The sequence below is a fragment of the Winogradskyella sp. genome (assembly GCF_013042245.1).
Taxonomy (GTDB): domain Bacteria; phylum Bacteroidota; class Bacteroidia; order Flavobacteriales; family Flavobacteriaceae; genus Winogradskyella.
Window position 1 is genome coordinate 1 of sequence record NZ_JABDQL010000082.1, and the last position, 19,205, is coordinate 19,205.

General features: G+C 33.6%; 18 protein-coding genes. 14 read left to right on the top strand and 4 right to left on the bottom strand.

Annotated elements, in window-relative coordinates; genetic code table 11:
- Nucleotides 1–239 precede the first annotated feature (239 nt).
- Entirely contained in the window at nucleotides 240–1,106 is an 867-nt protein-coding gene (locus HKP48_RS06795) for an aldo/keto reductase (RefSeq protein ID WP_296344158.1), read from the bottom strand.
- A gap of 191 nt (nucleotides 1,107–1,297) precedes the next feature.
- Between HKP48_RS06795 and HKP48_RS06800 the strand changes: the two genes are divergently transcribed.
- The 10 genes from HKP48_RS06800 (at nucleotide 1,298) to can (ending at nucleotide 13,104) form a co-directional block, all read left to right on the top strand.
- Nucleotides 1,298–2,299, top strand: a complete 1,002-nt coding sequence (locus HKP48_RS06800; RefSeq protein WP_296344160.1) for a MoxR family ATPase — start codon at nucleotides 1,298–1,300, stop codon at nucleotides 2,297–2,299.
- A 74-nt stretch (nucleotides 2,300–2,373) separates the two neighbouring features.
- A complete protein-coding gene (locus HKP48_RS06805) occupies nucleotides 2,374–3,240 on the top strand; it encodes a DUF58 domain-containing protein (protein WP_296344162.1) in 867 nt (288 codons plus the stop codon).
- A 7-nt stretch (nucleotides 3,241–3,247) separates the two neighbouring features.
- Nucleotides 3,248–4,945: a hypothetical protein gene (locus HKP48_RS06810; RefSeq protein ID WP_296344163.1), complete on the top strand. Its 1,698-nt coding sequence runs from the start codon at nucleotides 3,248–3,250 to the stop codon at nucleotides 4,943–4,945.
- The gene (locus HKP48_RS06815; protein ID WP_296344239.1) at nucleotides 4,945–5,949 is read left to right on the top strand and encodes a VWA domain-containing protein; all 1,005 of its coding nucleotides are present in this window, start codon (nucleotides 4,945–4,947) and stop codon (nucleotides 5,947–5,949) included. Before HKP48_RS06810 ends, HKP48_RS06815 begins: the two co-directional genes overlap by 1 nt.
- Nucleotides 5,942–6,979 (top strand): VWA domain-containing protein, encoded by a 1,038-nt coding sequence (locus tag HKP48_RS06820; RefSeq protein WP_296344165.1) that lies wholly within the window; start codon nucleotides 5,942–5,944, stop codon nucleotides 6,977–6,979. Before HKP48_RS06815 ends, HKP48_RS06820 begins: the two co-directional genes overlap by 8 nt.
- Before the next feature lie 55 nt (nucleotides 6,980–7,034).
- On the top strand, nucleotides 7,035–7,874 hold the full coding sequence (locus HKP48_RS06825) for a tetratricopeptide repeat protein (protein WP_296344167.1): 840 nt from the start codon (nucleotides 7,035–7,037) through the stop codon (nucleotides 7,872–7,874).
- A 74-nt stretch (nucleotides 7,875–7,948) separates the two neighbouring features.
- Nucleotides 7,949–9,721, top strand: a complete 1,773-nt coding sequence (locus HKP48_RS06830) for a BatD family protein (protein ID WP_296344168.1) — start codon at nucleotides 7,949–7,951, stop codon at nucleotides 9,719–9,721.
- A gap of 1 nt (nucleotide 9,722) precedes the next feature.
- Entirely contained in the window at nucleotides 9,723–10,487 is a 765-nt protein-coding gene (locus tag HKP48_RS06835) for a tetratricopeptide repeat protein (protein WP_296344171.1), read from the top strand.
- Nucleotides 10,488–10,573: 86 nt separating this feature from the next.
- A complete protein-coding gene (locus HKP48_RS06840; RefSeq protein WP_296344173.1) occupies nucleotides 10,574–12,448 on the top strand; it encodes a SulP family inorganic anion transporter in 1,875 nt (624 codons plus the stop codon).
- A gap of 17 nt (nucleotides 12,449–12,465) precedes the next feature.
- Nucleotides 12,466–13,104, top strand: coding sequence for a carbonate dehydratase (can, locus tag HKP48_RS06845; protein ID WP_296344175.1), 639 nt, complete (start codon nucleotides 12,466–12,468; stop codon nucleotides 13,102–13,104).
- Nucleotides 13,105–13,177: 73 nt separating this feature from the next.
- Here the strand turns inward: can and HKP48_RS06850 are convergent, their stop codons facing one another.
- Nucleotides 13,178–13,687 carry a CvpA family protein gene (locus HKP48_RS06850; protein WP_296344177.1) on the bottom strand — a complete coding sequence of 170 codons (510 nt, stop codon included), beginning with the start codon at nucleotides 13,685–13,687 and terminating at the stop codon, nucleotides 13,178–13,180.
- A 131-nt stretch (nucleotides 13,688–13,818) separates the two neighbouring features.
- Between HKP48_RS06850 and HKP48_RS06855 the strand changes: the two genes are divergently transcribed.
- The 3 genes from HKP48_RS06855 to HKP48_RS06865 are packed head-to-tail and all read left to right on the top strand — an operon-like array spanning nucleotide 13,819 to nucleotide 15,630.
- Nucleotides 13,819–14,175, top strand: a complete 357-nt coding sequence (locus tag HKP48_RS06855) for a hypothetical protein (protein WP_296344178.1) — start codon at nucleotides 13,819–13,821, stop codon at nucleotides 14,173–14,175.
- Nucleotides 14,176–14,210: 35 nt separating this feature from the next.
- Entirely contained in the window at nucleotides 14,211–15,230 is a 1,020-nt protein-coding gene (gene pheS / locus HKP48_RS06860; protein WP_296344180.1) for a phenylalanine--tRNA ligase subunit alpha, read from the top strand.
- Between the two features lie 4 nt (nucleotides 15,231–15,234).
- Nucleotides 15,235–15,630 (top strand): hypothetical protein, encoded by a 396-nt coding sequence (locus tag HKP48_RS06865; protein WP_296344182.1) that lies wholly within the window; start codon nucleotides 15,235–15,237, stop codon nucleotides 15,628–15,630.
- 22 nt (nucleotides 15,631–15,652) lie between these two features.
- On the opposite strand, the gene HKP48_RS06870 is transcribed toward HKP48_RS06865, so the two are convergent.
- Nucleotides 15,653–16,654 (bottom strand): NAD(P)H-dependent glycerol-3-phosphate dehydrogenase, encoded by a 1,002-nt coding sequence (locus HKP48_RS06870; protein ID WP_296344185.1) that lies wholly within the window; start codon nucleotides 16,652–16,654, stop codon nucleotides 15,653–15,655.
- Nucleotides 16,655–16,786: 132 nt separating this feature from the next.
- Between HKP48_RS06870 and HKP48_RS06875 the strand changes: the two genes are divergently transcribed.
- Complete coding sequence (locus tag HKP48_RS06875; RefSeq protein WP_296344187.1) at nucleotides 16,787–17,737, top strand: nicotinic acid mononucleotide adenyltransferase; 951 nt, start codon at nucleotides 16,787–16,789, stop codon at nucleotides 17,735–17,737.
- Nucleotides 17,738–17,896: 159 nt separating this feature from the next.
- Here HKP48_RS06875 and HKP48_RS06880 read toward each other — a convergent pair whose 3' ends face one another.
- Entirely contained in the window at nucleotides 17,897–19,201 is a 1,305-nt protein-coding gene (locus HKP48_RS06880) for a thioredoxin-like domain-containing protein (RefSeq protein ID WP_296344190.1), read from the bottom strand.
- Between the last annotated feature and the right edge of the window lie 4 nt (nucleotides 19,202–19,205).

Consider the following 19,205-nt stretch of genomic DNA (forward strand, 5'->3'; position numbering starts at 1 on the left):
TTTCATGTCCGTCTGTTTTTTTGTTAATAATACCCTAAGGTAATAATAGACGGACTTTTTTTACTTATTCATATCCTTTTGTGACGGATTCCTCTAAAATTATTTTGCGCCGTAATGGAGGTTTCATGTGTTTATATGTATTGTTTTTTTAAGGACACATGCTGTTCGCTATTAATCATTCCTTTGGATGATAATATGTTTAGCATGCGCGTTTCATAATTTTCTTTACTTATTTCTTGTTAAGGGACTTTGTGTCCTTGTGAAGCTACTAAAATTAAAAACCAATCTTCGAGTTCAAGCTCTATTTTACTAGCTTCTATAGCTTGTTGTAATCGTATTTTGTTTGTTGTGCCAACCACTGGTATAACTCCTGCGGGATGTTTTAGTATCCAGGAGAGTAATAATTGGTCTTCGGTAGCATTGTATTTTTTGAGTAACGCACCGAGTTGTTTATGAATGCGTCGTGTTTGCTCGTTATCTTCTTTAAAAACAGAACCTAAAGGTGACCAAGACATAGGTTCTATGCCGTTGGTTAGCATGTAATTCAAAGTGCCATCATGCATTGCTTGGTGTGCAGTTAGGGAAAATTCTATTTGGTTGCTATCGACTATAATGCATAGTCCAAGCATTTCCATTTGAGATGGTGTAAAATTAGAAACGCCAAAGTCTCTAATTTTCCCTTGTTTTTTTAGAATTGTAATAGCCTCTGCAATTTCATCGGGCTGCATAAGAGGACTCGGTCTATGTAATAAAAGCAAGTCTAAATATTCAGTTTGTAAATGCTTTAAACTTTCTTCAACAGACCAGATAATATAATCTTTGCTATAATCGTAGTGCTTTACTTTATTGTTTCGATTTTCGGATATGTATTGGATGCCACATTTAGATATTAACTGAATAGATTCACGTTGAATTCCAGAATTGGTAAAAGCTTTCCCAAATTCGGCTTCAGTCGTGTAACCGCCGTAGATATCAGCATGGTCAAAAGTGGTAATTCCAATTGATATGCAGTGCTGAATCATAGTTTCCATTTCTGTAGTAGAAAACTGTTTGCCCCAGACACCCCAAGTCATAGTACCGCTTATGATTTTTGAATATTTTTTCATTCCCTAATGAATTAATAGTTGTATAAAAATATCCATTTTTAATGGATTTAGAGTCTTCTTTTTTTGCCTAATACTAATTATCATATAAGTGTTTATTTTAACCAATCATTAACAGCGATACAAGAATAATTTTAACAATTTGCAAAACTTAAAACAGTTGAATAAATCTTAGGTTTCAAAACAAAACGAATATGGAAGAAACGAATACCATTGATATAAAATCAATTAACGAAAAGATAGAAAAAGAAAGTGCTTTTGTAGACCTTTTAACCTTAGAAATGAACAAGGTTATCGTAGGCCAAAAACACATGGTAGAAAGATTACTTATAGGTTTGCTTGGACAAGGGCATATTTTGTTAGAAGGTGTTCCTGGTTTAGCAAAGACTTTAGCCATAAACACAATGTCTAAGGCTGTTGACGGTAGTTTTAGTCGTATTCAATTTACACCAGATTTATTACCAGCAGATGTAGTAGGTACTTTGATTTATAATATTAAGGAGAATGATTTTTCAATTAAAAAAGGACCAATTTTTGCCAATTTTGTATTAGCAGATGAGATTAATAGAGCACCTGCAAAAGTGCAATCTGCATTGCTTGAAGCCATGCAAGAAAAGCAAGTAACTATCGGTGATGAAACCTTTATTTTAGATAAGCCATTTTTAGTAATGGCAACGCAAAATCCTGTGGAGCAAGAAGGAACTTATCCTTTACCTGAAGCTCAGGTCGACCGTTTTATGTTAAAAACTGTTATTGATTACCCAAAGCAAGCTGAGGAGCAACTCATTATGCGTGCCAACTTAAAAGGAACTTGGGATAAAGTAAATCCAGTAGTTTCTGTAGCACAAATTTTGAAAGCTCAAAGCGCGGTTCGAGAAGTTTACATGGACGAAAAGATTGAGAAATACATTCTAGATATCGTTTTTGCGACACGCTATCCAGAAAACTATAATCTTTCAGATTTAAAAGGACTAATTTCTTTTGGTGCTTCTCCTCGTGGAAGTATTAATCTTGCAACAGCAGCAAAATGTTACGCATTTATTAAGCGTCGTGGCTATGTCATTCCAGAGGACGTTAGGGCTGTAGTACATGATGTTTTGCGACACAGAATAGGTATCACTTACGAAGCTGAAGCCGAAAATATTACTTCCGAAGATATCATCAATAAGATTGTTAATGTCATTGAAGTACCATAACATTTAAGATTTTAGAATTACGAATAACGATTTTAGAAATCGTAAATCAACAATCTTCAATCGAAAATTGAAAAATGGATACCAAAGAACTTCTTAAAAAAGTACGAAAAATAGAGATTAAGACACGACGTTTGTCTGATCATATTTTTGGTGGTGAGTACCACTCGACCTTTAAAGGTCGTGGTATGACCTTTTCTGAAGTTAGACAATACCAATTTGGCGATGACGTACGTAATATTGATTGGAATGTAACTGCCCGGACCAATGAGCCACACATTAAAGTTTTTGAAGAAGAACGTGAACTCACCATGATGCTTATGGCAGATGTTTCAGGGAGTAAATTATTTGGTACACAAAGTCAATTTAAAGACGAAATCGTAACCGAGATTGCAGCAACCTTAGCATTTTCCGCAACTCAAAACAATGATAAAATAGGACTTATTCTCTTTTCAGATGACATAGAGTTATTTATTCCGCCAAAAAAAGGGCGATCTCATGTATTACGAATCATTAGAGAATTGATAGAGTTTCAACCCAAAAGTAAGAAGACTAATATTTCAGAAGCGATAAAATTCTTGTCTAACGTTATGAAAAAGAAAGCCATTGTATTTATGCTTTCAGACTTCATTGCAGATAATTATAAGCAGACTTTAAAAATTGCAGCCGGTAAACATGATATAACTGGCATTAGAGTTTTTGACAGGCATGAAGAAACCATTCCAAACCTTGGTATGGTGCAGATGCAAGATGAAGAAACAGGAGAGTCTTTATTAGTTAACACGGCTTCAAAAAAAGTTAGAAATGACTACGGTAAGTTTTATCGTGATAAAGTAAATTATTTTAAAGATGCTTTCAAAAAATCTGGCGCAGGAACTATTGATTGTCGTGTTGATGAAAGTTATGTAAAAAAACTTTTAGGCTATTTTAAACAAAGAGGATAAGCAGATTATGAATACAAAATTAAGAATTAGGAATATTCAAACTTTAAGCTTTCAACTGATAGCTTCAGGTCTGTTGTCTATTCTATTTTTTCTAATTTCTTTTTTCTCATACAGCCAAGTTACTACTGAAATCGATACCACTAACATCCGTATTGGTGAGCAGGTTTCTTATAAGATTACAGTTGAAACAGATTCTACAAAACTTGTAGTCTTTCCAGAAGGGCAAACTTTTTTACCCTTAGAAGTTGTTGAAGCTTTAAAGGTAGATACGACTAAAAAAACATCAAAATTTCAGTTGCTTCGCGAATACAAGCTCACACAATTCGATTCAGGCTCATATTATATTCCAAAACAAAAAGTCATAATAGGTGATAATTCTTTTTTTACAGATTCATTAAAAGTAGAGGTCAATACTATTGAGGTAGATACAACAAAACAAGGGCTTTACGATATTAAACCAATTATAGAAGTCGAAAAAAGTGCGAGTAAGTGGTGGCTCTACGTATTAATTACTTTAGGTGTAATTGCCTTAGTTGCTTTTTTAGTGTATTGGTTTATATGGCGAAAAAAACCATTAACAGAGGAAGAAGAAATTGCCTTGTTACCATCTTACGACCGTGCAAAATTAGCTATCAGTAAATTAGATGAGCAGAATTTTTTAGCTAAAAATGATTTAAAAGGGTTTTATTCAGAGTTGACCTTTATCATCAGAAAGTTTTTAGACGACAAAGTCTACGACCGTTCATTAGAGAGTACAACGGACGAGTTGATAGACCGACTGCAGCTTCTCAAAGATGGTAATCAATTTGCATTAAAGAGAGATACTATTGCCAATATAGAAACTATTTTTAAACGTGCCGATTTAGTAAAATTTGCAAAGTCTAAACCAGATAGTGCTTTAGCGGAGTTAGATAAGCAAACGGTAGATAAAGAAATTGATGCTATAAAAGCTACGCTTCCTGAACCAAGTGAAGAAGAAAAATTATTAAACAAACAATATAAAGAACAACTAGAGCGAAAGCAAAAGACAAAGAAGATATTATTTACGATAGCTATTTCGCTATTTCTACTGATTACAACGTTTGTAGTCTTTGGTGCTACTTATGGTTTTGGTTATGTGAAAGATAAAATTTTAGGTCATAGCAGTATTGAATTACTAGAAGGTGAATGGGTGAAATCTGCTTACGGATTTCCACCAATTTACATAGAAACACCAAAAGTATTAAAGCGTCAGGATGTTGAGCTTCCGCCAGAAATGAAAAATAAAGCAAAGATAACAGTGTTTGGCTACGGAAGTTTGATTGACGATTTTAACATAGCGACTTCAACCACATTAATAGGTCGACAACAAGAACAAGATACGGATAAACAAAAAGCTTTAAATATTTCTAGAGTTATTGAAGGAAACCTTAAAACATGGGAAGCACAAGGCGTTCAGAATATCATTACGCAAAATGAAGAATTTAAAACACCAAATGATGCCCAAGGTTTAAAAACCTATGGAACAGCACAATTTCCAGCAGTAAAAGAAGGCGAATTTTACGATGGGGAATATATCTTGCTCAGTTTCACTACTGAACAAATAATTCAGCAAATTATTATAGTCTGGCGTTCCGATGACCCCTATGCCAACGATATTGTAAACCGAATTGTAGAATCTGTAGAACTAAATCCAAACGTTAAACGCGAAGAGGAAACCAAATGATGTTAGAGAATATAGAATTTTTAAATAAAGAATTATTCTGGCTGCTATTGCTTTTGCCTCTAGCTATAATTTGGTATGTTTTAAAATCAAAACGGCAGACGGCAGAGTTAAGAATATCATCTGTTCAGGGTTTTAAAACCTCAGGGTCGTTTTGGTCAAAATTTAAACATGTACTTTTTGCTTTACGTCTCATTGCTCTAGCCTTACTAATAACAGCAATAGCAAGACCTCGTACAGTCGATGTATCTACCAAAACAAAAACAACAAGAGGAATTGATATCGTTATGGCAATTGATGTTTCTGCAAGTATGTTAGCAAAAGATTTAGTACCAGATCGACTAGAAGCCCTAAAAAAAGTAGCAGCAGACTTTATAAACGGTAGACCAAATGACCGTATAGGACTTGTAGAATATGCTGGCGAAGCCTTTACAAAAACACCAATTACTAGCGATAAAAATATAGTTTTACGCTCTTTGAGAGATATTAAGTACAATACCATTATCCAGCAAGGAACAGCCATAGGCATGGGTTTAGCGACTTCGGTAAATCGTCTAAAAGATAGCAAAGCAAAAAGCAAGGTCATTATATTATTAACCGACGGTGTAAACAACGGAGGCTTCATAGATCCTAAAACAGCAAGTGAGTTGGCTGTAGAATATGGTATAAAAACATATACCATAGGATTAGGAACAAACGGTATGGCTCTAACACCGATAGGGTTTAATCCTAATGGTACTTTTAGATATGGACGCTCTCAAGTTGAAATTGATGAAAAATTACTGAAAGAAATAGCCGAAGCTACTGGTGGAAAGTATTTTAGAGCTACAAATAATAAAAAGTTGGCTGAAATTTATGCCGAAATCAACAAACTTGAAACTACAGAAGTAGAAGAACGCAAATATTATAATTATGAAGAGAAGTACAGACCATTGGTCTTGCTTGCTGGATTATTATTGTTAATAGAGTTGGTTTTAAAACACACAATATTTAGAAGTTTTGTTTAGACTAGATGAAAAAATATGGTTTTGGACGTTACTGGTAATTCCAGTGATTATTTTGCTATTTATAGTAGTACAATTATGGAAAAAATCAGCACAGAAAAAGTTTGCCAATTCTCGACTATTAAAGCGGTTAAGCCCAAACCAATCTCTTTTTAAAAGTGTTTTGAAATTACTTGTGCTCTGTGGAGCATTTGTATTTCTATCGCTGGTATTAGTCAACCCAAAAATTGGCACAAAACTAGAAACGGTAAGAAGTCAAGGTGTAGACATTGTTTTTGCAGTCGATGTATCTAAAAGTATGCTTGCCGAAGATATTGCTCCCAACCGTATCGAAAAGTCAAAACAGCTCGTTACCCAAATCATTAATAATTTGGCTAGTGATCGCGTTGGTATTATTGCTTATGCAGGTAAAGCATTTCCGCAGTTGCCTATAACTACAGATTATGCGGCGTCAAAAATGTTCTTACAGAATATGAATACCGATATGATGACTTCTCAAGGTACAGCCATCAGAGAAGCCATTGAACTTGCAAAAACCTACTACGACGATGAGGAGCAAACCAATAGAATTTTGGTCATCATTTCTGATGGTGAAGACCATGAAGGAGACGCAGCTGAAATAGCAGAGGAAGCTAGCGAACAAGGAATTCGTATTTTCACGATTGGTGTGGGTAATGAAAAAGGTGGACCAATCCCAATAAAACGAAACGGTGTTATTCTTAATTATAAAAAAGACAGAAATGGTGAGACGGTAATCACCAAACTTAATGAAGAAACACTCAAGGAAATAGCTAAGGAAGCCAATGGTGTTTACATTAATGGTTCAAGTACTAGCGAAGTTGTAGATACTATTAAGGATTTGTTAGATAAAATGGACAAAAAGGAGTTTGAATCAAAACAAATAGCAGATTTTAAAGATCAGTTTCAGTGGTTTTTAGGTTTTGGAATTTTGTTTTTGTTCATAGATATTTTCTTATTAGAACGAAAAACTGAATGGTTAAAGAAACTTAACCTGTTTAATGAGGAGTTTTAGTACTATTTTAACGCTAATAAAATGAAGCTTTAGTAATTTAGAGATAATGAAAAAGATGAATGACATAAAAACTTACAGTATAATTCTTGCACTTATAGTGTCTGCCTTTGGCTTTTCTCAAGATTTTGAAAAGGAACGAAAAATGGCAGAGCAAAAATCAAAAGACCTCGTATACGAAGCCAACGCATTATTAGAAAAAGATGATTTTGTTTCCGCAGAAATGGAATATAGAAAGGCAATTTCCAAACAAAAAGATAATGTAGCAGGAGTTTATAATTTAGCACATTCTTATTACAAAAAAGGCAATTTTGATGAGGCATTATTTAGAACTCAAGAAGCTGCTAATAATGCAGAAACTAAAGAAGAGAAACACCGTGCATTTCATAATATTGGTAATATTTTAATGCAAAATAAAAAATGTAAAGAGGCCGTTGAAGCATTTAAAAATGCACTTCGTAGTAATCCATCTGATGAAGAAACGCGCTACAATTTTGCATTAGCTAAGGAGTGTGCAGAGCAGCAAAAAGACCAAGACGGCGGTGGTGAAGATAATAAGGAAGACCAAAAGAAAGAAGACCAAAAAGATAAAGACAAAGAAAAAGAGAACAAAGAAGAACAAGATAAAGATAAAGAAGAGGAAGAAGGCGATAAAGACAAAAAGAAGGGTGATGATAAAAAAGACGAAGATGCTAAGTCAAAAGATGAAAAAAAAGATGACGGAAAAGGTGATAAAGAGAAGCCTCAACAAAAACCAAAACAACAACCAGGAAAAATGTCACCACAGCAAATAAAAAATATTCTTGAGGCGATGAACAATCAAGAGCAGAAAGTTCAAGAAAAAATTAATGCCAAAAAGCAAAAAGGTGCTAGAGTAAAAACGGAAAAAGACTGGTAAACCGAATGATGATTTATGATTTTTAGAGTAAAAACATCTCTATTTGTAAAGTCAAAATCTGAAATCGAAACTAAATGAAATTCAAAAAACACATATCAATACTAACACTTCTTCTGTTGTCTATTACGATAACTGCACAAGTGAAGTTTCAAGCAAAAGTTAGCAAAACGAAGCTAGGTATAAATGAACGCTTAAGGATTGATTTTGAAATGAATAAGGACGGTGATAATTTTGTACCGCCTAGCTTTAAAGACTTCACTGTGGTTGGTGGTCCTAATACCTCTGTAAGTAATTACTGGTCTAACGGGAAACGTTCATTTACAAAAACTTACAGTTATTTTTTGTCGCCTAAAAAACAAGGTAGTTTCACTATTAAGCAAGCAAAAATAGAAATTGAGGGAGAAGTTTATAAAACATTTCCAATTACAATTCGGGTTACAAAAGCTATTGAGAAGCCTAAAGACCCTAATGATCCTGCATATATTGCCTCACAAAATATTCATTTAGTTGCAGAAGTTTCAAAAGCTGACCCTTATCTCAACGAAGCAATAACAGTTGTTTATAAGCTATATGTTGCCTTAGACACAGGAATAAGTGGATGGAGAGATAAAGAAACACCTAGATTCAATGATTTTTGGAATCAGAATATTGAAGTCAGGGCATTTAATCCAGTAAATGCAAAATATAATGGTGAGGATTATCGCTATGTGGTTCTAAAGAAATACGTCCTATACCCTCAAAAGACAGGACCACTAAAATTAGAGCCTTACGTCTTAGATCTAACAGTAGAAGTCCCAACGAGTCGTTATAATATTTTTGGAGACCGAATTGTGAAAAAAGTACCTCAAACCATCACTGCAGGCAAACGTACAATAAATGTAAAGTCTCTGCCAGAAGCAGGGAAACCTGCTAATTTTAATGGAGCAGTTGGTTTATTTGAGTTAGATGTTACTACAAACAAAGTGTCTCTTGATGCAGGTGAGTCTCTTGAAGCTAGAGTACAAGTTTCAGGAAAAGGAAATTTAAAGTTATTTGAATTGCCAAAATTGACGGTCCCAAGTTCATTAGAAGTATACGAACCAGAGCATAAGGAAAATGTTAAAGTAAATTTAAGTGGAATGCAAGGGCGTAGTTACGATACGTATACGATTGTCCCTCAGTATAAAGGGAAATATCCAATACCAGAAGTCTCATTTTCATATTTTAATCCAGTAGCAAAAGCCTATAGGACTATAACATCTGATGAGATTGTAGTAGATGTTGTAAATGGCCCTTCGTCGGTGACATCTTCAAATACCAATGCTGCAGATAACACAAATAAGCAAGCGGTTACAATCAACTCAAATAGCTTTGCTTTTATTAAAACAAATTCGGCTTGGGTATCTAAAAATAATACGCCATTCTTCAAATCTAACTTGTTTTGGTTGCTGTTGTTAATACCATTTTTATTTATTCCGATAGCCATCTTCATCAGAAAAAATCAAGAAAAACGAAGTGCTGATGTTATTGGTAACAAGCGTAGAAAAGCAGACCGTTTGGCTAAAAAATATTTAAGTGAAGCGAAGAAGACACTTGGGCAAAAAGAAGCATTTTATATTGCTTTGGAAAAAGCATTTCATAATTATTTAAAAGCAAAACTACACATTGAAACCAGTGATTTTAATAAAGAAAAAATTCAAAATTTACTTTTAGAACGTCGTGTAGAATCTTCTGTAGTGGTAGAATTTATTTCAATCTTAGAGAATTGCGAATTGGCAAGGTACACACCAATAACACAAGTTACTATGCAGAACGATTATGATAAATCTGTAGAAACCATTGGAGCTATTGACAAACAAATACGATGATATGAAGGCAGTTTTAGTCCTATTTTTATGTTGTTTCAGTGTTTTTAATAATGCTCAGAACGAAGCGATTTTCGAAGAAGGAAATACTCTGTATAATCAAGGAAAATATGCAGAAGCTGTTGATAAATATGAAGTGCTTTTAAAAAGTGATAAAGAATCTGCAGCATTGTATTTTAATCTAGGTAATGCACATTACAAGCTCAATAATATTGCACCAAGTATTTTTTATTACGAAAAAGCAAAATTACTCAAGCCTAGTGATAAAGAGATACAAAATAATTTAAGCTTTGCTCAAAACATGACGATTGATGCTATAGATAAAGTCCCAGAAGTTGGGTTTTCAAGATTATTCAATAATCTGATTAATCGTTTTTCTGCTGATACGTGGGCAAAAATAGCTGTTGGAGGTGTATTGCTTTTTGTACTTCTATTTCTGTTTTATCATTTTGCCTATGCTACAACTCAAAAAAGAATTGCTTTTGTGATAAGTCTTTTTAGTATTATACTGTCTTTATTTTCAGTGATAATGGCTTTTCAAAAAAGTAGTTTAGAAAAAAAGAATAATCCAGCTATCGTATTTGCGCAAGAAACCCGTGTTAAAGCAGATCCAAATAAAACCAGTGAAGAATTGTTTAGGCTTCACGAAGGAACTAAAGTCCAAGTATTAGAAGCTTATAACAATTGGTATAAGATTGAAATTGCCGATAAAACTACGGGTTGGATTCCGTCTGAAGATATCAAAACTTTAAGAAATCTTTCATTTTAAAGTATTTTATATTTCTTTTATTGGTTTAGTTTTTTTCTAAAAAAATAAATGTATTTTAGATTGCTAACTAAATCAATACTATCCTAATGAATAAATTCTTTTTAAACTTTAAAGGCGACGCTTTTGGAGGTGTTACTGCCGGTATTGTGGCACTACCATTAGCATTAGCTTTTGGTGTTTCATCTGGTTTAGGACCAACGGCTGGTCTTTATGGCGCGATTTTTATTAGTTTTTTCGCTGCGCTTTTTGGCGGTACAAACACACAGATATCTGGACCAACCGCACCGATGACAGCAGTAAGTATGATAGTTATTGCAGGTATTGTTGCAACTAATGATGGTGATGTTGAAAAGGCTTTGCCTTCAATATTATTAGTGTTTCTTCTTGCAGGTATTATACAAATTGGTTTAGGGGTTTTAAAAGTTGGAGAATATATCAGGTACATTCCATACCCTGTAGTGTCTGGTTTTATGACGGCTATAGGTCTCATCATAATTATAACTCAAATCCTTCCTGCTGTAGGGTATTATCCAAAAGAGGATATGAATTTTGTAGAAAAATTTAAACCTCAAGCAGAAGAAGTAATCTTAGAAAATATTTTGAAAGATGAAGCAGGCGAAGGGATTCTTGTACTTGAAAATTTTAAAGAAACTATAAACCGTGCCGATGAAATTTCTGATGCAGATATATTAAAGGAGTCCCAAACCTTGGCAGCTAAAAAGGCATCGGGAACATTGGGTGCTTTAAGGGTACTCCCGAGAGCATTAAAAAATATTAATTGGTTAGAGTTAGCTTTGGCTATTGGCACTATTATTATTGTATTTGGATTTAAAAAAATTACCACAAAAGTACCTAGTACATTGGTAGCACTCATTGTAATGTCAGTAAGTGCTGTTGCCTTTAACTTAGATTATAGGTCTATCGAAGAAATCCCATCGAGTATCCCAATACCCAAACTTGAAATCTTTGCCAATATGAGTTTAGGCACAATTTCGCCATATATATTTACAGCATTGACACTAGCATTATTAGGTGCAATAGACTCATTACTAACAAGTGTTGTTGCAGATAATATGACCAAAACAAAGCATAAGCCTAATAAGGAGCTAGTTGGTCAAGGTATAGGAAATAGTATTGCTGCTATATTTGGAGGTATTCCTGGTGCTGGAGCTACAATAAGAACTGTAGTTAATATCAATGCAGGTGGTAAAACTAGATTATCTGGTATGATAGCAGGAGTTATGTTACTTATAATTATGCTTGCTTTTGCACCAATAGCATCAAGAGTTCCTGCTGCTGTTTTAGCTGGGATTTTAGTTATGGTCGGAGTAAATGTAATGGATTATAAAGGCTTAAAGGCAATCCCTTTTCTGCCTAAAGATATTAACCTTAAGGTGTTATTTTTTAAAGTTAAATTAAGTTCAGAGGTATTAATCATGCTCATAGTTTTAGGCTTATCTACATTTTGGGATTTAATCTATGCCGTAGGTATTGGTCTTATTATTGCCTCTCTAATGTTTATGAAAAAAATCGGAAACATTACTGCTAGACGTAGCGACGTAAAATCTATAAAAGAAACCCTTTGGTCAGATGAGCTTAACTTTCCTAAAAAATTTCAAGAAGAAGTGTTTATTAAGCATATAAAAGGGCCATTATTTTTTGGTTCTACGAGCGATTTTCAAGCACTTTCGGGTCAAATTCCAGATACAGCAAAAGTAGTTATCATGCGTTTGGGACGTATGCAATACATGGACCAATCAGGACTTTATGCTATGGAAGATATGTTACAGAATCTAAAACAAAGAGATGTCGATGTATTATTTGTTAACTTGCTAAACCAACCACGTTATATGATGGAACGTATAGATATTATTCCAGATTTTATTTGTGAAGATAGAATTTTTAAAAATTTTCCAGATTGTATGCGTTGGATTGAAACCAATGTAGAAGACGAATATTAATTAAAAAAAAGAGCAAAATGAAAAACACATATTATCATCAACTTCTCGTTAATAATAAAGAATGGGTCAATGAAATGACCACTAAGGATAAAAATTATTTCGAAAATTTATCTAAAGGTCAAAAACCGCCAGTGCTTTGGATAGGATGTGCAGATAGTCGTGTGCCGGCAAACGAAATTACAGGCACACATCCCGGAGAGCTTTTTGTTCACAGAAATATTGCCAACATGGTTGTACATACTGATATGAATATGTTAAGTGTATTGGATTATGCGGTTAATCACCTTAAAGTAAAGCACGTAATTGTTTGTGGACATTACGGTTGTGGTGGTGTACAAGCTGCAATGCAAAACAAATCTTTAGGATTGATAAATAAATGGGTAAGAAACATTAAAGAAGTTTATAAGGATAACAAAACTGAGCTTAAAAAGATTGACGATGATAAAAAGCGTTTTGATAGACTAGTAGAACTTAATGTTAAGGCTCAAGTTTACGATTTAGCAAAAACATCAATCGTCCAGCAGGCTTGGAAAGACAATACAGGACTCGAAATACACGGTTGGGTTTACGAGCTTAAAGATGGAATTATTAAAGATTTAAAAGTATCCATGGATAGTGCTGCGCATTTAGATGATATTTTTACTTTACACTTATAATGTTTTATAGAGTATCATTAAAAAGCCCCAATAGTTAAGGGCTTTTTTATACCTCTCATTTAAGGAAAATTCATTATACCTCATCTTCAAGTTGTTCTTCTTCACTCTTTATTAAAATAGGAAAAATCATCGGAGCTAAAGATTTAACAGGCTCATAGAGTATGCTTTCTTCCAATTCCTCTTGCTCCATAAAAGGAAGCGTATTATTAAGTTTATTAAATACTATAAGAAGAACGCTTAAAATAAGTCCAATTTTAAGAGCACCAAATACCCCGCCAAGTAGTTTATTTAATATGCCCAAAGCTGCAAAGTCTGCTAATTTTGTAAGTGCTTTGCCAGCTAGGCTAATGGCTAAAACAATAATGACAAAAGTTATAGCAAATGCGATAATATTAATGGTTTTTTCATTCCAATCAACTTTAGATTCTAATAAGTCTGCAGCAAAATAACTAAAATGTATAGCACCATAGACACCGAGAACAAGTGCAACTAAAGAGGCTACTTCAACAAAGAGCCCTTTGAAAATTCCTCGGATTAACCCAAATAACAAAAGAGCTCCTAAAACAATATCAATAATACTCATAAAACTAGCGGTTTGGGCAAACATACCATTTTTTACCATTATTTAAATAATATAACGCAAAGTGAGAGCATTTAGTTTAGTAAATTTGCTTTTTTAAAAAACACAAAACTTCTGCCACTGCGGAAATTGATATGGCAAGAGACGAGCAATTAAAAGAGCGTTGGGATTCTGTAGTAGAAAAATTGTCTACCCAATTTGCAGATGGAGATACTCTAGACTTAGATGCTATAATATATCTGATAGGCGTTCAAGAGCTTGGACAAATACATCGCGATTACAAAAAAGACCATAAGTTAGACCTTATGCACATTGCCATTTGCAAACTTTTAGAACCTTATGGGTTTTACGAATTTGATTTCGTAGACGAACAAGGTTGGCCGCATTATAAAGTAAAATCTCAATTACCTCATCTTAAGGCAGGTGAACAAAGTGTATTGATGAAAGAAGCCATTGTCAACTATTTTGTAGAAACAGAGTATATCGAATAAGATTTTTTAAATTTGCGGTCACAATTGAAGGAATAATGATAGATAAGTTAAAAGAACTCATAACCGAAGCCGAAGCATTTACTACACAATCTAAAGAAGAGGTTGAACAGTTTCGTATTAAATATTTAGGTTCAAAAGGTCTGTTAAAAGAGTATTTTGCGGAGTTTAAAAATGTAGCAAACGAGCAGAAAAAAGAGTTTGGGCAAACCATAAATCAGCTAAAAAAAACAGCGGAAGACAAGGTTAATACTTTAAAAGAAGCCCTTGAAAATCAAGAAGAGGATAATGGGCTTTATGGCGACTTATCACGTCCAGGCGAGCCAATTGCTTTAGGTGCGCGACACCCTATTTCTATTGTAAAAAACCAAATTATAGATATTTTTTCTCGCATTGGTTTTAATGTAAGTGAAGGTCCGGAAATTGAAGATGATTGGCATAATTTTACAGCATTAAACTTACCAGAATATCATCCGGCACGTGATATGCAGGACACATTTTTTGTTCAGACTAATCCAGATATTTTATTACGTACGCATACAAGCTCTGTACAAGTGCGTTACATGGAAGAAAACAAACCACCGATACGTACCATTTCTCCAGGTCGCGTATACCGTAACGAAGCAATTTCAGCACGATCGCACTGTTTTTTTCATCAGGTTGAAGGATTGTATATAGATAAAAATGTAAGTTTTGCAGATTTAAAGCAAACACTTCAATATTTTACTACCGAGATGTTTGGGAAATCCAAGATAAGGTTGCGCCCATCATATTTTCCATTTACTGAGCCTAGCGCTGAGGTAGATGTATATTGGGGTCTAGAAACGGAAACCGATTATAAAATGACCAAAGGCACAGGTTGGCTAGAAATTATGGGTTGCGGTATGGTAGATCCAAATGTATTAGATAACTGCGGGATTGACTCTAAAGAATATTCAGGATTTGCTTTTGGAATGGGTATTGACCGTATTGCACTGTTATTGCATCAGATAAGTGATATCCGTTTGTTAAGTGAAAACGATGTGCGTTTTTTAGAGCAGTTTAAGTCAGCTTTGTAAACCCTTGAAAAAAGACATCCATATACCTGAAGTAAAAGACGTTTGTGTCGCTGTCGTAAAAGAACACAGTGAAGTTCATAATACCCAAGATTGGTATGCATATCTCATCAACGATAAAGACGTAGATTTAGAAATGGTCATCATCGTTTCTAATGGTTATAACAAAGATAAAATCACAGCAACCTTTAGAAAACGAATAGACGTTTTACCCAAAAAAAGTTTTGCAAAAATAGAATTACTCCAAGAAGATTTATTTGCTTTAAATAATCAGTTTAAAGTCTCTTTTTTTGAAGGTAACACAATGTTTGATAAAACATATACTTTCAGGAAAAATACAATTAATGAAAAGGGTTTTCAGAAAATTCCTTTGATGGGCGTTAAAGGTATATTGGTAAAGTAATGACTTGTTTAAACAAACTTTATTAATCTAATTTATCTGTTAATTTTTTAAATACCTTTTTTGGGTCTTTGTTTTCATAAAGAATTCCATAAACCGCATTTATTATAGGCATCTGCGTTTTTTTGGAGTTCTTTTCATTAAGTAAATAAGCACTTTTGGTAGCATAATAACCTTCTGCAACCATATTCATTTCCATTTGTGCAGATTTAACTGTGTAGCCTTTGCCAATCATATTTCCAAACATACGGTTTCGAGAAAAAATAGAATAGCCAGTTACCAATAAATCACCTAAATAAGCCGAATTATTAATGTTGCGTTTCATCTTATGCATTTTTTTAATGAAGCGCTTCATTTCTCTGATAGCATTACTCATCAATACACTTTGAAAATTATCACCATAGCCTAATCCATGTGCAATTCCTGCGGCAATAGCATAAATATTTTTAAGCATTACGGCGTATTCTGTACCAATAATATCATCGCTAATTTTGGTTTTTATATAATCGCTTTTCATAACGTTGGCAATAGCCTGCGCTTTTACAGGGTTAGCACAAGAAATAGTGAGGTAAGATAAGCGCTCTAGTGCTACTTCTTCTGCGTGGCAAGGTCCAGCAATAACACCAATATGTTCAAATGGAATATTATAATAGTCATGAAAATGCTCGCCGACCAATAACCCAGTTTCTGGAATAATCCCTTTAACAGCGGATACAACTACTTTATTTGTGATATCTACCGTTAGTTTTTGAAGCTCTGCATGGATAAATGCAGATGGAATAACAAAAATGAGAACATCAGCCCAATCTGCTATTTTATTAATATCGTTGCTTAGTATTAGTTGTTCTGTATGAAACTCTACCGAGCTTAAATAGTTAGGATTATGCTGTTCTTTTAAAATATGCTCCTTGGTGTAAACGCTGCGCATATACCAACCAATTTTGTCAAGATTTTCAGAAAGTATTTTTACGATGGCTGTTGCCCAGCTTCCTGAGCCAAAAACGGCATATTTTGTGTTTTTATTCATGGCGTACAATAAATCTTATAATTTCAAAAATACATAAAATAATAAGGCTTTCAAACCAAGACCAGTTCTAGGATTATGAGTTTGGCACGCGTTTTGAAATTCTATTCGTATAAACTTTAAAATTGTGGAATTATGAAGACACTAAAACTACTTTTCGTATTTGTATTAAGTGCAACACTATTAACATCTTGTGTTGTTGACGATGTGGTTATTGTAGATAATAGTCCACAACCCATATCTCTTAATCAGTTGCTCAACTCCTATGAACTTTGGTATGTGAACGTTAACGCAACACAAGGATTTGGAGAAGTACCGTTTTTGCAAATAGCATTTACAGTATCTTTTAGAAATGGTACCATGTTTGCCAACAATAATTTAGTTGGTATTGGTAGCCAAGGAAACGGATTTGGAATACCAATCGGAGATTATAACACCTACGATATGGTATTAGATATTGACCACGATATAGATGGCTTTGATTCTTTTGACGTATTTCAGATAGATGATAATACAATTGAGTTGTACAACCCATTTACAGATACCTCTTACTTTTTAGATGGTTATCAGAGATCAAACTTTGATTATGATTTTGTATTCTATGACAATATTCATTATTTCTTACAGGAATATGAAGTTTGGGAAAAAACCTTTACAAGTAACTTCGGGGCTTTAAATGAGTTTGATAATGAGAATTACTTACAGTTTTTATCTACTAATAATGACTCTGAGTTTAGAAGTTCTCAAGATATTAATGTTGCAAACCCAAATAATATATTCTGGGATTTTACAGGGGTATACAATGTTGGTAATGTCGCAGGGACATTGTACGATAAAACTTTAACACTCAATTATGATTTCTTCAGCAATGAATATTTTGATTTGACCGTTATTAACGATAGTACAATAGAACTGTTACACGCAGCTTCGGGTGCAGTTTATGAGTTTAAAGGACTTGGTTACATTGAATTTTTGAGAACTTCCAACGCTCAAGGTAGAATGATAGAACAGACAGATAGGCCTAAAAAGCGTAAGCAAAAAACGGTTAAGAAAGATAACCCTAGAGAAAATACACGAAACATCTAACAGTGTATTTGAATTGGAAGAATGCATATAAATTTAGATGTTCAGTGTGACATTTAAATAAAAATAATAAAGCACAAACGAAACTAAATTTTGGTTGGTTATTTAGTTTCTAAAACGCCCAGTTGACACTTGTCGACTGGGCGTTTTCCGTATTAAAAACTATTTTTCAATACTTAAAAACTTCTCCAAACCTTCAAAGTCGTAAGGCTTAGCTATAATTTTTTTATTAGCATCTAAAACAAAATAGGTCGGTGTTGCTGTAATAGCAAAGGTTTGTACTAATGGGTTTTCCCACTTGCCTAACCCAATACCATGAACAAAATCGGGATATTTTTTGATTTCTTCAGACCAATTTACAGCGTCTTTTTCTAGCCCATAAGCCACAATTTTTGTGTTAGATATTGTACTCATTAAGTTCTTAACCTTTGGAAGTTCTTTAAGACAATGCTCGCAAACACTACTCCAAAAAATAAGCACATAATATTTATCGCCTTTAAGTTCTGAGAGTTTTAGAGAAGGTTCATTTTGTATTGTAAAATCTGGAGCGATTGCACCTATAGATGTATTTTTATAGCTTATTAATTGTTGTTCTAAAATTTTATTTTCTGTTGCTTTAGCTATGTCTAACAGAAAATTTTCTGAAATGTAATTAGCCAAACCATGATTTTCACGACGCTTAAATTCTTGCCATAACATTTCTAAAACTGGCGATTGTATTTTTGCATCTGTACCTTTTATTGCTTCGGCAACAATATCTACATGATTTTGATAAGTAATATTGTCTGTATTTGCCGATAAGCCAAATACAAAACCACTTACACGGTCGGTTATTAAGCTAGAACTTCTTAATAAATCATCAGTAAAATCTACACTATTAAAAAAGTTAGCCTTTAGATTTTTTGAATAGGAAGCTAAGTCTTCAAAAGTTTCAGGAATATAAGGGCTATTGGCTTTAATAAAAACTTCAATAAGCTTCCCTTTTGCTAAACCTTCGTAAGATGTTTGGGTTTCTTTTAAGGTCTTAAAAATAGAGTTGAAAGCTTTTTTATTTTTCCCGCCTCTTGTAAAATAATTACTTATAGTTTGGTTAACGACATCCATGCTGTTTAAGTAGGAAGCCCATAATTTGTTTTCTGTAGATTCTGTAAAATTAACACCATCAGACATGCTAAACGCAAAGCTTACATCTTCTTTACCATTAAATACCAAATCAAAATTGTTTTCTTCTGGTGGAATAGCGTATACGATTTTATAAATTCCTGTTTTGGCATTCTCATCTAATGCAATCGAAAAATTACCAAGACTATCTAACTTCGCTCTATTTACATAATTAGCACCATCTGGCGTGGCTTTATATAGAAAAGCATAGGTAAAATCTTCAGCTGGTGAAAATGTACCGTTAATCTTTTGTTGCGAAAGAAGCAACAATGGAAATAATAAAAGAAAGATGAATAATTTTTTCATGAAA

What these genes read in the sequence shown, in the direction of transcription:
- HKP48_RS06795 (WP_296344158.1), bottom strand. Translation starts at nt 1,106, where the DNA reads ATGAAAAAATATTCAAAAATCATAAGCGGTACTATGACTTGGGGTGTC.
- HKP48_RS06800 (WP_296344160.1), top strand. Translation starts at nt 1,298, where the DNA reads ATGGAAGAAACGAATACCATTGATATAAAATCAATTAACGAAAAGATA.
- HKP48_RS06805 (WP_296344162.1), top strand. Translation starts at nt 2,374, where the DNA reads ATGGATACCAAAGAACTTCTTAAAAAAGTACGAAAAATAGAGATTAAG.
- HKP48_RS06810 (WP_296344163.1), top strand. Translation starts at nt 3,248, where the DNA reads ATGAATACAAAATTAAGAATTAGGAATATTCAAACTTTAAGCTTTCAA.
- HKP48_RS06815 (WP_296344239.1), top strand. Translation starts at nt 4,945, where the DNA reads ATGTTAGAGAATATAGAATTTTTAAATAAAGAATTATTCTGGCTGCTA.
- HKP48_RS06825 (WP_296344167.1), top strand. Translation starts at nt 7,035, where the DNA reads ATGAATGACATAAAAACTTACAGTATAATTCTTGCACTTATAGTGTCT.
- HKP48_RS06830 (WP_296344168.1), top strand. Translation starts at nt 7,949, where the DNA reads ATGAAATTCAAAAAACACATATCAATACTAACACTTCTTCTGTTGTCT.
- HKP48_RS06835 (WP_296344171.1), top strand. Translation starts at nt 9,723, where the DNA reads ATGAAGGCAGTTTTAGTCCTATTTTTATGTTGTTTCAGTGTTTTTAAT.
- HKP48_RS06840 (WP_296344173.1), top strand. Translation starts at nt 10,574, where the DNA reads ATGAATAAATTCTTTTTAAACTTTAAAGGCGACGCTTTTGGAGGTGTT.
- can (WP_296344175.1), top strand. Translation starts at nt 12,466, where the DNA reads ATGAAAAACACATATTATCATCAACTTCTCGTTAATAATAAAGAATGG.
- HKP48_RS06850 (WP_296344177.1), bottom strand. Translation starts at nt 13,687, where the DNA reads ATGAGTATTATTGATATTGTTTTAGGAGCTCTTTTGTTATTTGGGTTA.
- HKP48_RS06855 (WP_296344178.1), top strand. Translation starts at nt 13,819, where the DNA reads ATGGCAAGAGACGAGCAATTAAAAGAGCGTTGGGATTCTGTAGTAGAA.
- pheS (WP_296344180.1), top strand. Translation starts at nt 14,211, where the DNA reads ATGATAGATAAGTTAAAAGAACTCATAACCGAAGCCGAAGCATTTACT.
- HKP48_RS06870 (WP_296344185.1), bottom strand. Translation starts at nt 16,654, where the DNA reads ATGAATAAAAACACAAAATATGCCGTTTTTGGCTCAGGAAGCTGGGCA.
- HKP48_RS06875 (WP_296344187.1), top strand. Translation starts at nt 16,787, where the DNA reads ATGAAGACACTAAAACTACTTTTCGTATTTGTATTAAGTGCAACACTA.
- HKP48_RS06880 (WP_296344190.1), bottom strand. Translation starts at nt 19,201, where the DNA reads ATGAAAAAATTATTCATCTTTCTTTTATTATTTCCATTGTTGCTTCTT.